This is a genomic window from Acidisoma sp. S159 (assembly GCF_009766125.1).
Classification (GTDB): domain Bacteria; phylum Pseudomonadota; class Alphaproteobacteria; order Acetobacterales; family Acetobacteraceae; genus Acidisoma.
On the sequence record NZ_LMUG01000043.1, the window covers coordinates 39,637 to 57,280 of the forward strand.

Sequence of the window (17,644 nt, forward strand, 5' to 3'; positions counted from 1 at the left end):
ATGAACGGCGCCGAGCTAGGCGTTCCGACAGTCTACCGGCGTCCTCCGCCGCCGATTTTTGGCGCCATCGACCTGGGCACCAATAACTGCCGCCTCATGCTCGGCGTGCCGAGCAGCGCCGGTTTCCGGGTGATCGAGAGCTTCAGCCGCGTCGTCGGCCTTGGCGAGGGTTTAGCGGAGACTGGGCGGCTGGCGGATCCCGCCATGCAGAGGGCGATGGACGCCTTGCGCTCCTGTGCCGGCCGTCTTTCCCGGTATCGCCTCGCTGGCCTTACAGCGGTCGCGACGGAAGCCTGCCGCCGCGCGCTGAACGGGGCCGATTTCCTCGCCCGTGTGCGGGTCGAGACCGGCATCGACATACGTATCATCTCGGCGCGGGAGGAGGCGGAGCTGGCGCTGGAAAGCTGCTCGCCACTGCTCGCCGGCTGCGGCAGCCGTGCGCTGATCTTCGATATCGGCGGCGGGTCGACGGAGCTTGCCTGGGTGCGACTCGACGCGGGCGGCATGCCCCCGGCGCTCATCGGCTATATCTCGCTGCCCTTCGGGGTCATGACTTTGGGCGCCTGCACGCCCTATTCCTGCTTCACCGAGGCCGGCTTCGACGCAATGGTCGATGTGGTGGCAGAGCGGTTGTGGCGGTTCGAGGACGTCCATCGCATCGGCCTCGAGATGCATCATTCGAGCGTCCGCCTTCTCGGAACCAGCGGCACCATCACCACCGTCGCAAGCATTGCGCTGAAGCTGCCGCGTTACCGGCGACCCTTGGTCGATGGTGTCGTTCTGGCGGGCGAGGTGGCGGATGAGGCCGTCGCTACCCTGCGCGGCATGGACCGCGCCGCCCTCGCCGCACATCCCTGCATCGGCAACGACCGAGCCGATTTCGTGCTTCCCGGCTGCGCGATTTTCGCGGCGATCCGGGAGGTTTGGCCGACCGCAGAGGTGGGCGTCGCCGATCGTGGCTTGCGCGAAGGCATGCTGCTGCGCCAGATCCGTCGCCGGCGGCGGCAGGGGGATCGGCGCGCCAAGGGGCCAGTCGGTCTCGACCCCTGCATCGTTCCGCCACCCGGCTGAGAGGCGACCGATGGCAGTTGGAAGTGGACGGCGTGGAGGCGGCAGCCCTTCGGCCGGTTCCGGAAGGGCGCTCACCGTCACGCTGAAAAAGTCGGCCAAGCGTAGCGTCGCCTCGCAGCGCTGGCTGACCCGGCAGCTCAATGACCCCTACGTGAAGGCAGCTCAGGACCAGGGCTGGCGGTCGCGCGCGGCCTTCAAGCTCATCGAGCTGGACGACCGCTTCCATATCCTGGGCGCGGGTGCGCGGGTGCTTGACCTTGGCGCGGCACCCGGCGGGTGGACGCAGGTGGCGCTGGATCGCGGGGCGGCGGCGGTGGTCGGGATCGATCTGCTGGCGATCGAGCCGATAACCGGCGCGCATCTCATCCAGGGAGATGCGACCGACCCGGAGTACCAGGCCCGCATCATCGAGCTGCTGGGCGGCCGGCCGACTTTGGTGCTGTCGGATATGGCGCCCAATACTTCGGGCCATGCGGCGACCGACCATATCCGGATCGTCACCCTTGCCGAGCTGGCGCTGGAACTGGCTTTCGAGATGCTGGAGCCCGGCGGCGCTTTCGTGACGAAGCTATTCCAGGGTGGTGCCGAGAAGCACTTGCTGGACCCGCTGAAGCGCCGTTTCGCCACCGTCCGGCACGCCAAGCCGCCCGCGAGCCGCAAGGAGTCGAGCGAGCTTTATGTGGTGGCGACGGGGTTCCGGGCGGGCTAACGGGCGCGGGTCATTTCCGTTTGGTGACAACCGCGCGGCGATAATCTTCATCGATTGTCGGGCGCCCTGCGCCGTGCATGACACGGTGCCCGCCGGATCCGTCAATATTTTTGCCAGTTGGTATTAATGCCGCTTGGCTGAAGCTTCGTCCCTTTCCATCGCAGCGCCCTGACGACGGCAAGATGGACGAGTCGTGGCCAGCATTTACTGCCGTCCGGCTGTTTTCATTGTGAAAAATGATGCGGCTGCAAAGATCGGCCTGAACGAAGTGCGGCCGCGCTGCACCGAGCTTGCGTCGAACGAACTCTCCAATATCCGCATGAGTATCAAGGCGAGTTCATGCTCGCGAAGACGAGATCGGCTTGATGGATGGCGCAACACATGCGCAACTGTGCCATGCATCCACCGAGGGAACGTTCGTTGAGAGACCGAATTCCGCTTACGGCAGCGCTTTGCGCCGCCGTATTTGGCCTGTTCCTTTTCGCTGCCGGCGCGGCGCGCGCACAGCTTTTTTCGATCAAGGACGGCTACGCGGAGGACGGCCGGTATCAAGTCCAAACGGAACTAGTACCCTATCTATGGCTGCCCGCGATCAGCGGAACGATTCATACGGGCTCGTCCAGGCTGGGGAGCGTCGATGTTGATTCCGGTTTTCCGACCCCGGCCGATCTAGCACATAGTCTGCACGCGGCTTTCATGGGCAGTGGCCTTGTCCGCTACGGGCCCTGGTCGGCCGAACTCGACATGCAATATGTCGATGGCAGCCAAAGCGCGACCGTGGCGACAGGCCGGTTCGGCAGAAGAGAGCTTCGCGCCAATGCTTCACTTGTGCTGACGCGCATAGCGCCAGGATTTGGCTACAAAGTCTATTCGGGCGATCTGTTGGGCGTGCCGATCATGGTCGATGCCCGCGCCGGCTTCGCTTACATAAATTCAGCGGAGACCGTTACGGGAGAGGGTCCGTTGCATGCCAGCGGCGGGAATAACGGTAGTTTTGTGCAGCCATGGATTGGCGGCCGCGTGACCTTCGTGCCTTCTCCCCGCTGGCGAGTCGAGGTTGCTGCGCTGGCGCAAGGCCTTGGTGTTGATGACAATTCCTGGGGCTGGGGCGCTTCGGTCGTGGGTGCCTATGCCATGACAAGGCTGGTGGATTTGGAGTTCGGCTTTCGCGCGATCGAAAGTTCAAGAGGTCAGGGCAGTGGCAGCCTGCGCAATTCCGCAGATAGATCGTTCTCGGCGCTCACCTACGGGCCAGTCGTCGGAATCGGCTTTCGCTTCTAGAGCAGGTGACCGCAGCGTATTCGCGCTAGCTCATTCTCGGTTGCGAGCCAAAGAGAACCGCCATGAGATATTTCGCCGTTCCGGCTGACTTCCCACGACGGGCTTTGTTGGCCGGCTTATCGGTGCTGTCCTTTGCGACAATCGCCGCCCGGAAATTCGCATGGGCTGAGGCCGCGGCCGATCCCCTACCCTCATGGAACGAGGGACCGGCGAACGATGCCATACGGGATTTCGTGCGAGCGACGACGGACAAGGGGAGCCCGAATTACGTTCCGCCGGAAGACCGCATCGCCACATTCGATCAAGATGGCACCTTGTGGGTAGAGCATCCGCTTTACACCCAGGCCATGTTCGCATTCGACCGTGTGCATGCTCTGTCTGCGCGGCATCCCGAATGGAGATCGGAAGAGCCATTCAGGGCGGTGCTCAACAATGATATGGCTGCCGTGGCGCATTTCGGCGAGGCGGACTGGGCGAAGATCCTCGCCGAGACTCACACGGGCATGAGTCAGGCGGATTTCCGGGCAATCGCCGAGCAGTGGCTAGCGACTGCGAAGCACCCGAGATACAACCGACTTTACACCGAGCTGGTCTATCAACCCATGCTCGAAGTGCTGCAATATTTGCGGGCTAACCAGTTCGAGACCTACATCGTCACCGGCGGAGGGCAGGACTTCGTGCGCGCCCTCAGCCAGCGCGTCTACGGCATTCCGGCGCAAGAGGTCATCGGGTCCAGTATCGCGACGACCTACGTGGTCAAGAACGGCCGGCCGGAACTGATGCGGATGCCGAAGTTGTTTTTCGATGACAATTTCGGCGGCAAGGTGGTCGGAATCGATCTCTTCATCGGCAAGCGCCCCTACGCCGCTTTCGGCAATTCCACCGGTGACCGCGAGATGCTGGAATGGACGGGCGCGGGGGACGGGGCGCGGCTGAAAATGCTCGTCCATCACGACGACGCGGACCGCGAATATGCTTACGGGCCGGCGGGAGGGCTGCCGGATACCAAGGTCGGTACATTCCCGCAGTCCCTTATGGACGAGGCCAAGGCTCGCGGCTGGACAGTCATTAGCATGAAAAACGACTGGAAGCGCATATTCCCATCGACCAAATGACGCGGCTCCGTTGGCGATGGTGCGTGCCGAGACGCCGCTTCTGGACGGGCGCAGTCGGATAAAGAGTTCTGCGGCGAGCCTGAGTGCCTTCGACGCGGCAGAATTGTCCGGAGTTGCACATCGCTTGGCCGTGATAGTTTTATATTTATACCGAAACAGCATAGCGCAGGTCGATCTCTCCGCTTAAGCTCAGAGCCGGAAACGAGCCGGCCGGAAGTCTGGCGGGCTTTCCTTTGCTCACTCCGAGTCCACAGCCTTTGCTGTACATTCAAGAAAAGAGGCACTGAAGCCCATGAACACCATATTGAAGCGCGGAATTCCCTTCGCGCCATTGCTCGCCGCATTACTGCTGGCGGGATGCGGCGTCTCTGAGAGCAAATACGATGCGCTCCAGGCCGAGAATACGCAGCTCCAGCAGCAGACAGCGACGATGTCGCAGCAAATCGCCACCGACAAGGCGCAGATCAGCCGGTTGCAGGGCGCCATCAAATATACTGTGAACAGCGATCTGCTCTTCTCGCCGGGCGGCTGGCAGATGAGCGAGCGTGGTAAGCACCTCATCGCCAAATTGGCCATGAAGCTTGCTCCATCTCAGGAGAATAAGATCGTCGTGAATGGCTACACGGACAATACCCCGATCGGTCCGGCGCTGCTGAAGCAGGGCATCACGACCAATCAGGAGCTTTCGCAGAAGCGCGCTGAAAACGTCATGCAGTTTATTGTCTCGCAAGGCGTGAAGCCGGAGCTGATCTCGGCGCAGGGCTTCGGAGATGCCGATCCCGTCGCATCGAACGACACGTCGCAAGGGCGGGCGAAGAACAGGCGGGTTGAGCTGACGCTCGGCACACCTGCGGCCTAGCCGCGGAATACTTAGCGACTTAGAAGTCACATTTGATAGCGACGTCTCTCGGACAGCAGCCGCTGGACGAGAGACGCCTGTTAGTCAGTGGCTGCCGCCTCCGTGCTGCGCCAGCTTCTCCATCACCTGGTCGATCGAGAAACTTGCCGCCTTTTGTCTCGGCGGATAGTCGACAAATGTACTCAGGAAATTGCCAACGATCCGCTGCGCCGGAACAAACAAGTATATGTGGTTGATCATCCAATCGTAATAGGTGTTCGACGTGATGTCGGCACGCTCATAGGGATCGGTGCGCAAATTGAATAGCTTGGGTACGCGCAGCTGGACCATGGGCTCGGCCCAGATGAGGAGAGTGCCGGCAGCCCGCTGCTCCAGGAAGACGAGCTTCCAATTGTCGTAGCGGAAAGCCATCAGGTCGCCATCGTCGGAAAAGTAGAAATACTCCACGCGAGGCGACTTCTCGGCTTCACCTTTGAAGAACGGCAGGAAATTGTAGCCGTCGAGATGCACCCGATAGGTTTTAGCCCCTACCTGATACCCCTTTAGCAGCTTCTCCTTGATATCCGGATCTCCCGCAGCTGCCAGCAGTGTCGGCATCCAGTCGAGATTCGAGACGATTTCGTTGCATTCGCTGCCGGGCTTCGTGACGCCGGGCCAGCGCACCAGCCACGGGATGCGAAACGCGCCTTCCCAGTTGGAATCCTTCTCATTGCGGAAAGGCGTCATGCCGGCGTCCGGCCAGGAATTCATATGCGGGCCGTTATCCGTTCCGTAGATGACGATGGTATTGTCCGCGATTCCGAGATCGTCGAGCTGCTGAAGCAATTCGCCGACCCATTTGTCATGGTCGATCATGGCATCATGGTATTCGGACTGCCACCGACCCGACTGGCCGAGGCTCTCGGGTTTCGGGTGGGTACGGAAATGCATCTTCGACGAGTTCGTCCAGACGAAGAACGGCTTGTCGGCTTTCACATGGCGGTCGATGAAATCCCTTGTCTTGGCGCCGATCTCATCGTCGATCGTTTCCATCCTCTTGGCGGTCAACTGCCCGGTATCGTCGATGGTCTGGCTGCCATCCCCATTGGATTTGCAGTGGAGCACGCCTCGAGGCCCAAACCGCTTGGCGAATTCCGGGTAATCCTGTTCGTTCGGGTAGTCGCGCTGTTCAGGCTCCTCGCAAGCATTGAGATGATAGAGGAAGCCGAAAAACTCATCGAACCCATGCTGCGTCGGCAAGAATTCGTCCTTGTCGCCGAAGTGGTTCTTCCCGAACTGCCCGGTGGCATAACCGAGCGGTCGCAGCAACTCGGCGAGAGTCGGGTCTTCCGGCCGTAGTCCGAGATCCGCGCCGGGGAGCCCAACCTTGCTCAAGCCGGTGCGAAATACGCTTTGCCCCGTAATGAATGCGGATCTCCCGGCAGTACAGCTCTGTTCGCCGTAGCTGTCAGTGAAGATCATTCCTTCCTTGGCAAGCCGATCGATATGCGGCGTGCGGTAGCCCATGAGGCCGCGACTATACGCGCTGATATTGGTCTGCCCGATGTCGTCGCCCCAAATCACGAGGATATTTGGCTTCCGGTCTGTCACCGCTTGCCCCTTCTGGTTATGTCGACGCGCTTAAAGCGAACCACCCGCAGGTGTCCTCCGGATCACCACCATTTCTGCCACATGGCCCGATAGAGCGAAAGAGACACCTGCAGCGGACAACTGAAGGCTGCGTGCCGTCGATAGACGCCAGCGCGGCCTTCGCAAAGTAAGCATGGTCGATGCCATCAATGTTGCGGTGCGGCGAACTACTAACCAACGCTGCCAGCGAGGATGCTTGACCGAGAGAGCGGATCGTCATCAAATGGTCGCTACAGCCGGGCAGCAAAGGTGGTTAACGGGATGGCGATTGACCATTCTATCCACTGAGGCTCGCCTGCCGATACTGTCCAGAGTGCTTGCGACGAGCCGGCCATGAAGAGCCGGCAGGGAGGATGGATTGCGAAACAATTTCCCGAAAATGCACAACGCAATGTGGCCGGGAATCGTCGGCAAGGGGCCGGGCGCGGAGCCCTTCATCGCATTCGAGACATTGTTGGACCTCACCGCGGCGACGGAGGTAGACGGGCAGCGGTTCGATGGCGTCGATCTTTTTTTGGCCGAGCCACATACCAGCATCGATTCCACGGACGACGATCTCAAGCGGCTTGCCGACCAGGTCGCTTCGAAAGGGTTGGTGATTGGCTCGCTGGTGGCGCCGGTCTGGCCGCCGGTCGGTGGTGGCTCGGCGGCCGGCAATGCCGAGGAGCGCGGCCGCTTCGTGCAACAGGTCGAAAAGGCCTGCAGCATTGGTGAGAGGCTGAACAGGCTTGGTATTCGGCCGAGCGGCGTCATTCGCATCGACTCCGCCGCCAGCGTCACGGATTGGGAGAAGGATCCGGCGGGCAACACAAAACTCATCATCGACACATTCCAGCGTGCCTGTGACGTGGCCGAGACCCATGGCGAACGCCTTGCTGCGGAAGGTGAGATCTGCTGGGGCGGGATGCAAAGTGTGCGAACGATGCTGGAAGTTCTGGAGGGCGTCGGGCGGCCGGAGCGGCTCGGTTTTCAGGCCGACATGGCCCATACGCTGCTCTACACCCTAGGCGTCAATGCGGAGGCCGACCGTCTTCTTCCCGCGAATTTCACCTGGGACGACCAGGACGCCTGGCAGGCGGCGCTGAAGCGAATGACGGATGCGCTGCGGCCTTGGACGCTAGACTTTCACGTTGCGCAGAATGATGCGACGGTGAAGGGGACTGGTTCGCACGACAAGACCGGCCGCCATTGTCTGCCTGATGATCCGAACGGCAAACTCGATCCGGTAAAGGATTCCGCGCCCTGGCTCCGTGGCGCGGATGGGCAGCTGACCAAAGCGTTCCAACATATTTGTTGGGATGGCTGCATGTTTTCCAATGATGTCATGCTGCTGCCCCAAACATGGGAAGAAATCCTTGGCGCGATGCTGAAGGTTCGCGACGCGCATGGTTGGCGGCAATAGCGGCGGGTAGGCAGCGTCATGGCAAAGCAGAGGCTCAATGTTGGTTTGGTCGGCTGCGGCTTCATGGGCCGGGCACATTCCAATGCTTTTCGCCAGGTCGGTAAGTTCTTCGACCTGCCGCAAGATGTGGTGCTGAAAGCGGTTTGCGCGAGGACCGAGGCGACGGCGAAGACTTTCGCCGAGAACTGGGGTTACGAGACGGTCGAGACTGACTGGCGCGCGCTTATGGCAAGGCCCGATATCGACCTGATCGACATCGCGACGCCCAATAGCACTCACGCGGAAATCGCGATCGCCGCGGCCAAGGCCGGTAAGATGGTGGCATGCGAAAAGCCGCTCGGCCGTAGCGTGGCCGAGAGCGAGGCGATGGTGCGGGCTGTCGAGCAAGCAGGCGTCGCGAATATGGTCTGGTACAACTATCGTCGTGTTCCGGCGGTCACATTTGCGAAACAGATCATCGATGAGGGACGGCTGGGCCGCATCTTCCACTACCGTGCGAAGTTCCTGCAGGACTGGACAATCTCCAGCGAGCTACCGCAAGGCGGTGCCGGGTTATGGCGTCTTGACGCCGCAGTGGCTGGCAGTGGCGTTACCGGCGACCTGCTCGCACATTGCATCGACACCGCCATGTGGCTGAACGGGGGAATAAGCGAAGTCTCTGCGATGACCGAGACTTTTATCAAGCAGCGTGTGCATGTGGAAACCGGGAAAGTGCAGGCAGTTGGTATCGACGACGCATCTGCCTTCCTGGCGCGCTTCGCCAACGGTTCGCTCGCGACCTTCGAGGCGACGCGCTATGCGCGGGGTCACAAGGCGCTCTACACATTGGAGATTAACGGCGAGCATGGCTCGATTGCTTGGGATCTGCACGACCTGCACAGGCTGGACTTCTATGACCATGGCGACACCGGCACGCTGCGCGGTTGGCGGTCGATCCACATAACCGATGGCGATCATCCTTATATGAAGCAATGGTGGGTTCCGGGGCTTCAGATTGGATACGAACACAGCTTCATCCATCAGATGGCCGACTTTCTGTCGGGGCTAGCCGGAACGGGGGGCGCTGTGCCGAGCTTTCGTGAAGCGCTGGCGACCGATAACGTCACGGACGCCGTGCTGCGTTCCGCTCGGGACAGGCAATGGGCCGAGGTGCCGGCGGCGACCGGACAATCAGCCTCGTAGAGGGATCTGACACCATGCTCCTCGGTTTCAATATGCTGCTGTGGACACCATCAGTCACCGAGGCAATCTTTCCGCGTTTCGAGCGGCTGAAGAAGATCGGCTATGACGGCGTGGAGTTGCCGCTATTCGATGGTACGCCCGAACACTGTCGGCGGGTCGGCCAGGTGGTGCGGGATAGCGGATTGCGCTGCACCGGCATCACCGTCATTCCGGATGAGGCTCGCAGTTGCACAAGCAGTGATCCGGCGGTGCGCGAGGCGGGCCTGGCACATTTGAAGTGGGCGATCGACTGCATCGAGGCTGCGGGTGGCGAGGTGTTGTGCGGTCCGTTCTATCAGCCGCTTGGCGTCTTTACCGGTGAGCCGCCCACGCAAGACGAAATACATCGCGTTGTTGAGGTTCATCGCGCTGCGGCCCAATACGCGGCCGCCCGCAATATCCGGCTTGCCGTCGAGCCGTTGAATCGTTTCGAGTGTTACGTGACGAATACGGTTTCGTCGGCTGCGGCCATCGTGGATGAGGTTCAACAACCAAATTACGGGCTGCTGTACGACACTTTTCACGCCAATATCGAGGAAAAAGATCCTGTCGGCGTAATCGCGCCGCATATCGGTAGAATCAGCCACGTCCATCTCTCGGAGAATGACCGGGGCACGCCCGGCAAGGGTCATGTGCCCTGGGCAGCGACCTTCGCGGCGTTACGCGGGGCTGGCTATGACGGTTGGCACGTGATCGAGGCGTTTGGCCGCGCGCTTCCCGAAGTGGCGGCGGCCACGCGGGTCTGGCGGGACTTCTTTCCCTCCGATGAGGAAGTCATCCAGTTCGGCCATGATTTCCTGCGCGAGCAATGGGCGAGGGCGGGACAGCCCTCCCGCGCCGTTTAGTCCCACATCATCGAACAGGCTTGCTCTCGCAGGGCCCTTCGGTCACGCTCGTGCAAAATAAGAATGCGGAGGGCGGTGTGCAGATCGACGAGACCATGCGGCGGCGTCTGATCGAGGCTGTGGCCGAGACGATCGCGCTCCACGCTGAGGAACTCACGGCGATCGATGCGGCCCAGGGCGATGGGGACCATGGGCTGAACATGAACCGTGGCTTCGGGGCGGTCACGGCCAAGCTGGATGATATCGCCGCCAAGCCATTGCCGGAGGCTGTGCAAGAGGTTGGTCGCACGCTGGTCATGACGGTGGGCGGTGCATCCGGCGCGATTTTCGGCACGGCCTTCATGGCCGCCGGCAAGGTTCTTCCCGAGGCGCCGACTAGGGCGGACGCCGCTGCCGCGATGGATGCCGCCGTCGCGGCCGTGCGGGCGCGGGGTAAGGCCGAGTTTGGGCACAAGACGATGCTGGATGTGTTGGGGCCGGTAGCCACGGCCTTGCATGGCGATGCCACCGACCTGCCGGCTGTGGCTCATGCCGCCGCCGAGGCGACTGCCGGGATGCAGGCGGTGCGCGGTCGGGCGTCTTTCCTGGGCGAGCGCAGTGTGGGCGGGATGGATGCGGGCGCCCGGTCCGCCGCGCTCATTGTCGCTGCGATCTGCGGAGTTGTGGAGGAGACGCCATGAAGAAGCTCATCAACGCGCCGGAGACAGTGCTTGCCGAGAGCCTCGACGGTTTCGCGGCAGCTCATGCCGATTTGGTCGTGCTGGGGGAGGGACGCAAGTTTGTTCGCCGCGTTAAGTCGAAGCCGGGCAAGGTCGGTCTGATTTCTGGCGGCGGCAGTGGCCATGAGCCGCTGCATGCGGGCTTCGTTGGGTATGGCATGCTGGACGCGGCGTGTCCGGGGCAGGTGTTCACGTCGCCGACGCCAGACCAGATGATGGCGGCGGCCGAAGCCGTCGATACCGGGGCAGGGCTGCTGTTCATCGTCAAGAATTACGAGGGCGACGTCATGAACTTTGACATGGCCCGTGAAATGGATGCCGCCGGGCGGCGGATCGAGACTGTGCTGATCGACGATGACGTGGCGGTTGAGATGTCGACTTTCTCGAACGGGCGACGCGGCGTTGCGGGCACCCTGGTCGTGGAAAAGATCGTAGGTGCCGCCGCCGAGCGGGGCGAGGATCTGGCCGCCTGCCGCGCGCTGGGCGAGCGGGTCAACAAGGCGACGCGATCGATGGGCGTGGCGCTCACCAGCTGCACAGTGCCCGCGGCCGGCAAGCCGACTTTCGTGCTCGGTGAGGACGAGATCGAGATAGGCGTTGGCATTCATGGCGAGCCGGGGCGGCGGCGGGCAAAGCTCGCCGGTGCCGACGCGCTGGCGCGCGACATGGTGGCGGCCATTGTTGATGATCTGGGACAGGCGCGTGGCGAGGTGCTGCTGTTCGTCAACGGCTTCGGCGGCACGCCGCTCATGGAATTATACGTCATGTATCATGCCGCGCGGACCAGGCTGGAGGAGCGAGGCCTGACCGTGATCCGTTCGCTTGTGGGCAGCTACGTGACTGCGCTCGATATGGCGGGCTGCTCGCTGACGGTTTCCGCGCTGGATCGCGATATGGTCGCCCTCTGGGATGCGCCCGTGCATACGCCTGGGCTGCGATGGGGGATGTAATACCTTGGGCTCGATTGGTGACGTTGCAGTTTGATCGGTGACCGTCTAGCGTTCCAAGCAATAAAGGATCCGCGCAGCGGACCACATAAGAAGGGGAAATGGGCCATGGCTACAAAAGAGCCTGCTTTGCCTAGCCTGATATCGCCGAACGAGGCGGCGTCCTTGCCGCGCCGTACACTTCTGACTGGGGCCGCGGCATTAGGCGCCGCCGCTTTGTATGTGCCGAATATCGCGCGCGCCGCTGGCAAGGAACCGCACCCGCTGGCGGGCCAGTCGATTCATATGTCGATCCTGGGCGTCGCGGGCTGGCTACCAAGCAGCCTCGGCGTCGACATGTCTCCGGATTTCGCGAGATACGTGAAGGATCGTTATAATTACGACGTTACCTTCTCCTTCGCCGGGGCGCCATTCGGCGCGCTGTTCCAGAAGGCCGCAACGTCGCTGGCAACGAAGAGCCAGGAATACAACATCATCATCAGCGACAGCCAATGGCTCGGGGCGCTTGCGACGCCGAAATGGATCGTCAAGCTCAACGACATCATCGCTCAGGACAAGTCGCTTGATATCGAGTGGTATGCGCCTGTCGTGCGCCAAGCCTATCAGGTCTATCCGGACGGAACGAATAGTCTCTATGGATTTCCGCAGGTCGGCGACATCGAGGGCATCTTCATTCGCAAGGACTGGCTCGAGGCGCCTGGCGAGGCGGAGGCATACCAGGCGAAATACGGCAGCCCGATGCCGCGCACCTGGGAAGACTTCGAGAAAATGGACCTGGACGATTGGAAGAAGCTCGTCGCCTTCTTCAACCGTCCGGAGAAGGGCTATTACGGCATCGCGATGCAATATTCGCGCGAATATGACGCTCTGAGCTGCCCGCTGATCTCCTTCATTCGCAGCATGGGTGGCGATATCTGGGATCCGAAGACCGGCCAGGTCGAAGGGATCATGGACACGCCGCTGAACGCCAAAGCCATGGAACTCTACAAGTCCATGCTGCAATGGAACCCGCCCGGTGCGCTGAATTACTTTATCGCCCAGGTGGTCGATGCCTTCACCCAAGGCAAGGTCTTCGCGGCCTGGCAGTGGGTCGCGACCGGCGCAACGATGGTGCCGGATGCCCTCAAGGGCAAGGTGATGGTCGTGCCGCCGCCGGGCTTCAAGGATGCCAGCGGCAAGCTCAACCGGAATTATGTCATCGGTGGCCAGCCCTGGGTGATCAACGCGTTCAACGATAAAGCCCATATGCGCGTGGCGCTCGACTTCATGCGCTGGTGGTATCTGCCGGAGACCGCTGCGAACTACCTCAAGCGTGGTGGCTTGCCTTGCGACAAGGCGACGCTCACCAGCCCGGGCTTCGACGACATCTATCCGTGGAACCGTACCTATAAGTATATGCTCGAGCGCAGCAGCGACTTCTGGCACGATCCTCGATATGCCGAGATGCTCGCGGTTCAGCAGGAAGGCTGGACCGGCTACATGACCGGCGAGCTCAAGGACCCAGCGAAGGTGCTGAAATATATTGCCTGCAAGCAGCAGGGTATCCTGTATGACGAGGGCACCGCGCAGACCGAACCCACCGGGGCCTGCAGCGGTATCCGGCTGTAACGATGGAGCCCGGCGCGCCCGCGACCATCAACCAGTCGCGTGACGCGCCGGTCGCCAGCACAGGACCCTGGGAGGGCTTCACCCGTTTCCTTGGGCGGCGCGACGTATTGCCGTTTCTGTTGCTGGCACCCGTTCTGATCTTCTTCATCGTCTGGAACCTGATCCCAACGCTGTGGCTCCTGGGCCTCGGCTTCTATCGGTTCTCACTCACGAGCGGCCGGCCACCGCGTTTCGCCGGCCTCTACAACTACAGGTCGATCCTGAACGATTCCGGAGTCTGGATTGATCTCAGCCGCACTTTTCTGTTCGTGTTTTTCGCCGTCGTCACCGAGACCTTGCTGGGCATGGCGCTCGGGCTATTGTTCTGGAACAGCCACCGGCTGCCGGGGCGGCGGATCGCGCTCACCATGTTGTTTTCACCGATGGTGCTGACGCCGGTGGCGGCGGGCACCTTCTGGCGGCTGATCTACGATCCGACTTTTGGCGTCTTGAACAGCGCTATTCGAGGGCTCGGCTTTTCCAGCGTCGATTTTCTTGGCGACGGCCGGGTGGCTTTCGCGGCCGTTCTCGGCGTCGATGTCTGGATGTGGACGCCGTTCATGGTGCTGATGACCTTGGCCGCCCTGGCCTCGGTACCGAAGGCTGAGCTAGAGGCGGCCGAGATCGACCGGCTCGCCTGGCATCAGCGGCTGCGGCTGATCGTACTGCACCACGGCAAGTTCATCCTGATGCTCGGAATACTGCTGCGCACGATCGATGCCTTCAAGACCATGGACCTGATCTACGACATGACTTATGGCGGCCCCGGCTCCGCCACTCAGCTCGTGGCGATGACGCTGTATCGGCGGGCCTTCGAGGCGTTCAACATGGGGTGGTCCTCGGCGCTTGCGGTGATCCTGCTGCTGATATCCATCGCTTTCACCGCGACCTTCATCTTTGTGCTGCACTGGCGCGAGCGGCGGGAGGCAGAATCATGAGGCCGACCAGTTGGCGCGAACATGCCTATCACGCGCTGCTTTGGCTGGTGGCACTGATCTTCTTCGCGCCGATCTTCTGGATCGTGTTGTCCTCGTTCAAGACGGCCGACCAGATTCTCGCCGTACCGCCAAAACTGATTTTCACGCCGACGATCGCGAATTACACAAAGCTTTTCTCAAGCGCCTCCTTTCCACACCAGTTGTTCAACAGCGTGGTGCTGTCGGTGGCTGCGGTGCTGATCGCTGTCGCGGTGTCTTTCCTGGCGGCGTTTTCGTTCTCGCGGTTCAAACCGCCGGGAACCAACTTCCTGATGTTCCTGCTGCTGTCGATCCGCATGCTGCCGGGCTCGGCTGCAATCCTGCCCGTGTATCTGATGTATGTAGGATTCGGGTGGAAGGATACCTATGCCGGTATGATCCTGTTCTACGCGATGTTTTCGATCCCGTTTTCCGTTTGGATCCTGAAGGGCTTCATCGACGGCGTGTCGCCGCGCTTCGATGAGACGGGCATCGTCAACGGAGCCTCCTGGCTGCGGATCATTACTCGCACGATTTTGCCGCAGGTGATGCCTGGCGTGATCGCGGCATCGATCTTCAACTTCATCTTCGTGTGGAATGAGTTCCTGTTCAACTACATCATCGGCGGCATCTCTACGTCGAATATTCCGGTGGCACTCGCCAGCGGGCTGTATTCCAATGGTGGCGTGGACTGGACGTTTATCTCGGCGCTGACCTCCGTCTACATCGTTCCGCCTATACTCGTGGTGTATTTCTTCCAGCGCTACTTGTTGGTAGGGATGACCTTCGGCACCGTGCGCGGGGAAGTGTAATGCGCGGTATCGTGCCTCGCGCCGAACTGGCGCTGATCCTCATCATGGGTCTGGGCTTCCTGCTTATCGTGCAGCAGTGGAGTTTTGGCGGCTACCAGCTTGGGCTGCTGACCGTGATCGTGGCGACGATCCTGAACATCGCGGTGGGTAATCTTCCGCGCACGGCGGGGCTCGGCCGGGCCTTGCGCCTGACATTGGTGTTGCTCGCGATCGTCGCGGTTGTGTTCGTGGCCGGCATCCTGCTGGTGCCCTATCTGGCGCGGCTCGGCGGATGAGTCGGGTCCGTCTGCAAGGCGTCAGCCAATCGTATCGGGGTGTCAAGGCGCTCGACGATGTGACGGTGGAGGTCGCGTCGCAGCGGCTGACGGTGCTGTGCGGCCCGCCGGCCGCCGGAAAATCGGTGCTGCTGCGCCTGCTGGTTGGGCTTGAGCAGCCCAGTGAGGGGCGCATCCTGATCGATGACCGCGACATTACCGATGTTCCTGCCGCCCAGCGCCGCATCGGCTACGTGCCACAATCTTTCGCGCTGTTTCCGCATGTCAGCGTTTTCGACAATATCGCCTATCCGCTGGCGTTGCAGCATGTGAGCCGCGCCGAGATCGCGCTCCGCGTCGGGCAGGTCGCCGAGATCCTGGGCATCAATCCGCTTTTGTCCAAGCGGCCGAGTCAGTTGAGTGGCGGGGAGAAACAGCGGGCCGCGATCGCGCGGGGGATGCTGAAGAACGCCGATCTGTTCTTATTGGACGATCCCCTGGTCGGCCTGGACTTCAAACTGCGCGAAAGCCTGATGGAGGATCTGAAGGACATGCGCGCCGAGTTGGGCGCGACCTTCCTCTATGTGACCTCCGACAGTCTGGAGGCGCTTACTATGGCCGAGGATCTGATCGTGCTCGACGCCGGGCATGTCGTCGAAGCCAATCCGGTGGCCGAGGTCTATCATTCGCCGCGCCACCTACGGGCGGCGGAGTTGGTGGGGTTCCCCCGCTGCAATGTATTGGCCGGGGTTCTGGATGCTGGTGGGCTTTGCCGCACCGGGATCGTGGACTTCCCGCTTTCAGCGCCCACGAACTTCGTGGGCGAGGTCGCCGTTGTGGCGCGCCCGGAACAGATTGCCTATCGCGCGGATGGTGCGCCAGCGACGGTGCGCCTGATGGAAAACCTCGGCGCCGAATGCGTCGTGTATTTCGAGGCTGGCGGACAAACCCTGGTAACTTCGGTGCCCTCGCCGAGCGTGGCGCATCTCGACATTGATTCGCCGTTTCCATTTGTCGTGCGCGGCGAGGGGCTGCTGGTATTCGATCGCGCCAGCGGGGCGTTGGTTGGGCGCGGGTAAGGGAGCTTGAATGCCTGACATCCGGTTGAGCCACCTTTCCCGCGCTTTCGACAAGTTCAAGGCGGTCGATGACATCACCGCGGTTTTCGCGGAAGGCACGGTGACGTGCCTGCTCGGCCCCTCCGGCTGCGGCAAGACGACATTGATGCGCATGATCGCCGGGCTGGAAATGCCGACCAGCGGCAGCATCAAATTCGGCGAGCGTGACGTGACTCATCTGGCGCCGCGCCGCCGCGATGTGGCGATGGTGTTCCAGTATCCGGTGATGTATCGGACCTGCAGCGTCATCGAGAATATCGAACTGCCGCTCCAGCGTGATCGCAGCCTGTCGGCCGCCGAGCGCCGCCGCCGCGCGGATGAGGTGCTGGAGGTACTGCAACTCTCCGATGAGCGCGACCGCCATATCGGTGATCTCGATGTCGGCATGCGGCAGAAAGTCGCGGTCGGCCGTGCCATCGCGCGGCGGTGCGACGTTATCCTTTTCGACGAGCCAACGACCAATGTCGAAGTTCACGCCAAGCTCGCCTTGATCCGCGCCTTCAAGGAATTCCGCGCGCGCTTGCGGCAGACCGTGATCTATGTGACGCACGACCAGACTGAAGCGATGACGCTCGCTGACCAAATCGCGCTGATGCAGGCCGGGCGCATCTCGCAGTGCACCGCGCCTCGGATCATGTATGAGAAGCCGGAGAGCCGCTTCGGCGGCTGGTTCCTCGGCAATCCCGGCATGAATTTCTTGGTACCGCGGGGTGGCGAAGACAGTGGCTTGCGGTTCGATGTTTTGCCGAGGCCGTTAGAGAGGCCCGCGGCGGCGGCTGGTGAACTGTCGCTTGGCATTAGGCCGGAGCATGTCGAGGTATTGTTGGATCCCGCGCAGGATACGGTTCCGGCGCGCGTGCTGCGTTCGAGCATCACTATCGGTGGGCAGAATCTGCTTAGTCTCGCGGTGGGCGAGGCACGTCTGAAGGCGAAGACCGCGCCGGGTGTGCCGCAAGCGGATGGCGCGACCGTGTTCATCCGTTGTCCGCTGGAACACACTGTCTTCTTCAATGATGGCCAGCGACTGCCCGAAGCCGTGCGGGCGCTCGGCTGACGAAG

General features: G+C 61.7%; 17 protein-coding genes. 16 read left to right on the top strand and 1 reads right to left on the bottom strand.

What is annotated here, in order from left to right; translation table 11 throughout:
• The 5 genes from GSQ92_RS12065 (at position 1) to GSQ92_RS12085 (ending at position 5,035) form a co-directional block, all read left to right on the top strand.
• On the top strand, positions 1 to 1,071 hold the full coding sequence (locus GSQ92_RS12065; protein ID WP_158801821.1) for a Ppx/GppA phosphatase family protein: 1,071 nt from the start codon (positions 1 to 3) through the stop codon (positions 1,069 to 1,071).
• 10 nt (positions 1,072 to 1,081) lie between these two features.
• Positions 1,082 to 1,780, top strand: coding sequence for an RlmE family RNA methyltransferase (locus tag GSQ92_RS12070; RefSeq protein ID WP_158801820.1), 699 nt, complete (start codon positions 1,082 to 1,084; stop codon positions 1,778 to 1,780).
• A 420-nt stretch (positions 1,781 to 2,200) separates the two neighbouring features.
• A complete protein-coding gene (locus GSQ92_RS12075) occupies positions 2,201 to 3,061 on the top strand; it encodes a hypothetical protein (protein ID WP_158801819.1) in 861 nt (286 codons plus the stop codon).
• 62 nt (positions 3,062 to 3,123) lie between these two features.
• Positions 3,124 to 4,176, top strand: a complete 1,053-nt coding sequence (locus GSQ92_RS12080; RefSeq protein ID WP_158801818.1) for an HAD family phosphatase — start codon at positions 3,124 to 3,126, stop codon at positions 4,174 to 4,176.
• Positions 4,177 to 4,468: 292 nt separating this feature from the next.
• On the top strand, positions 4,469 to 5,035 hold the full coding sequence (locus GSQ92_RS12085) for an OmpA family protein (protein ID WP_158801817.1): 567 nt from the start codon (positions 4,469 to 4,471) through the stop codon (positions 5,033 to 5,035).
• Between the two features lie 84 nt (positions 5,036 to 5,119).
• On the opposite strand, the gene GSQ92_RS12090 is transcribed toward GSQ92_RS12085, so the two are convergent.
• Positions 5,120 to 6,625, bottom strand: coding sequence for an arylsulfatase (locus tag GSQ92_RS12090; RefSeq protein ID WP_158801816.1), 1,506 nt, complete (start codon positions 6,623 to 6,625; stop codon positions 5,120 to 5,122).
• A gap of 397 nt (positions 6,626 to 7,022) precedes the next feature.
• Here GSQ92_RS12090 and GSQ92_RS12095 point away from each other — a divergent pair, with 397 nt between their 5' ends.
• The 11 genes from GSQ92_RS12095 (at position 7,023) to GSQ92_RS12145 (ending at position 17,639) form a co-directional block, all read left to right on the top strand.
• Positions 7,023 to 8,066, top strand: coding sequence for a TIM barrel protein (locus GSQ92_RS12095; protein ID WP_216849938.1), 1,044 nt, complete (start codon positions 7,023 to 7,025; stop codon positions 8,064 to 8,066).
• Between the two features lie 18 nt (positions 8,067 to 8,084).
• The gene (locus GSQ92_RS12100; protein ID WP_158801815.1) at positions 8,085 to 9,248 is read left to right on the top strand and encodes a Gfo/Idh/MocA family protein; all 1,164 of its coding nucleotides are present in this window, start codon (positions 8,085 to 8,087) and stop codon (positions 9,246 to 9,248) included.
• A gap of 14 nt (positions 9,249 to 9,262) precedes the next feature.
• The gene (locus GSQ92_RS12105; protein WP_158801814.1) at positions 9,263 to 10,132 is read left to right on the top strand and encodes a sugar phosphate isomerase/epimerase; all 870 of its coding nucleotides are present in this window, start codon (positions 9,263 to 9,265) and stop codon (positions 10,130 to 10,132) included.
• A gap of 50 nt (positions 10,133 to 10,182) precedes the next feature.
• Positions 10,183 to 10,812, top strand: a complete 630-nt coding sequence (gene dhaL, locus GSQ92_RS12110) for a dihydroxyacetone kinase subunit DhaL (RefSeq protein ID WP_254065509.1) — start codon at positions 10,183 to 10,185, stop codon at positions 10,810 to 10,812.
• Positions 10,809 to 11,801, top strand: a complete 993-nt coding sequence (gene dhaK / locus GSQ92_RS12115) for a dihydroxyacetone kinase subunit DhaK (RefSeq protein ID WP_158801813.1) — start codon at positions 10,809 to 10,811, stop codon at positions 11,799 to 11,801. The genes dhaL and dhaK overlap by 4 nt, the downstream gene beginning before the upstream one ends.
• Before the next feature lie 105 nt (positions 11,802 to 11,906).
• Entirely contained in the window at positions 11,907 to 13,406 is a 1,500-nt protein-coding gene (locus tag GSQ92_RS12120) for an ABC transporter substrate-binding protein (protein ID WP_158801812.1), read from the top strand.
• A gap of 2 nt (positions 13,407 to 13,408) precedes the next feature.
• The gene (locus GSQ92_RS12125) at positions 13,409 to 14,383 is read left to right on the top strand and encodes a carbohydrate ABC transporter permease (protein ID WP_158801811.1); all 975 of its coding nucleotides are present in this window, start codon (positions 13,409 to 13,411) and stop codon (positions 14,381 to 14,383) included.
• Positions 14,380 to 15,213 carry a carbohydrate ABC transporter permease gene (locus tag GSQ92_RS12130; protein ID WP_158801810.1) on the top strand — a complete coding sequence of 278 codons (834 nt, stop codon included), beginning with the start codon at positions 14,380 to 14,382 and terminating at the stop codon, positions 15,211 to 15,213. Before GSQ92_RS12125 ends, GSQ92_RS12130 begins: the two co-directional genes overlap by 4 nt.
• The gene (locus tag GSQ92_RS12135; protein ID WP_158801809.1) at positions 15,213 to 15,488 is read left to right on the top strand and encodes a hypothetical protein; all 276 of its coding nucleotides are present in this window, start codon (positions 15,213 to 15,215) and stop codon (positions 15,486 to 15,488) included. The genes GSQ92_RS12130 and GSQ92_RS12135 overlap by 1 nt, the downstream gene beginning before the upstream one ends.
• Complete coding sequence (locus GSQ92_RS12140) at positions 15,485 to 16,546, top strand: ABC transporter ATP-binding protein (RefSeq protein ID WP_158801808.1); 1,062 nt, start codon at positions 15,485 to 15,487, stop codon at positions 16,544 to 16,546. The genes GSQ92_RS12135 and GSQ92_RS12140 overlap by 4 nt, the downstream gene beginning before the upstream one ends.
• A 10-nt stretch (positions 16,547 to 16,556) precedes the next feature.
• On the top strand, positions 16,557 to 17,639 hold the full coding sequence (locus GSQ92_RS12145) for an ABC transporter ATP-binding protein (RefSeq protein WP_158801807.1): 1,083 nt from the start codon (positions 16,557 to 16,559) through the stop codon (positions 17,637 to 17,639).
• The last annotated feature ends 5 nt before the right edge of the window (positions 17,640 to 17,644 follow it).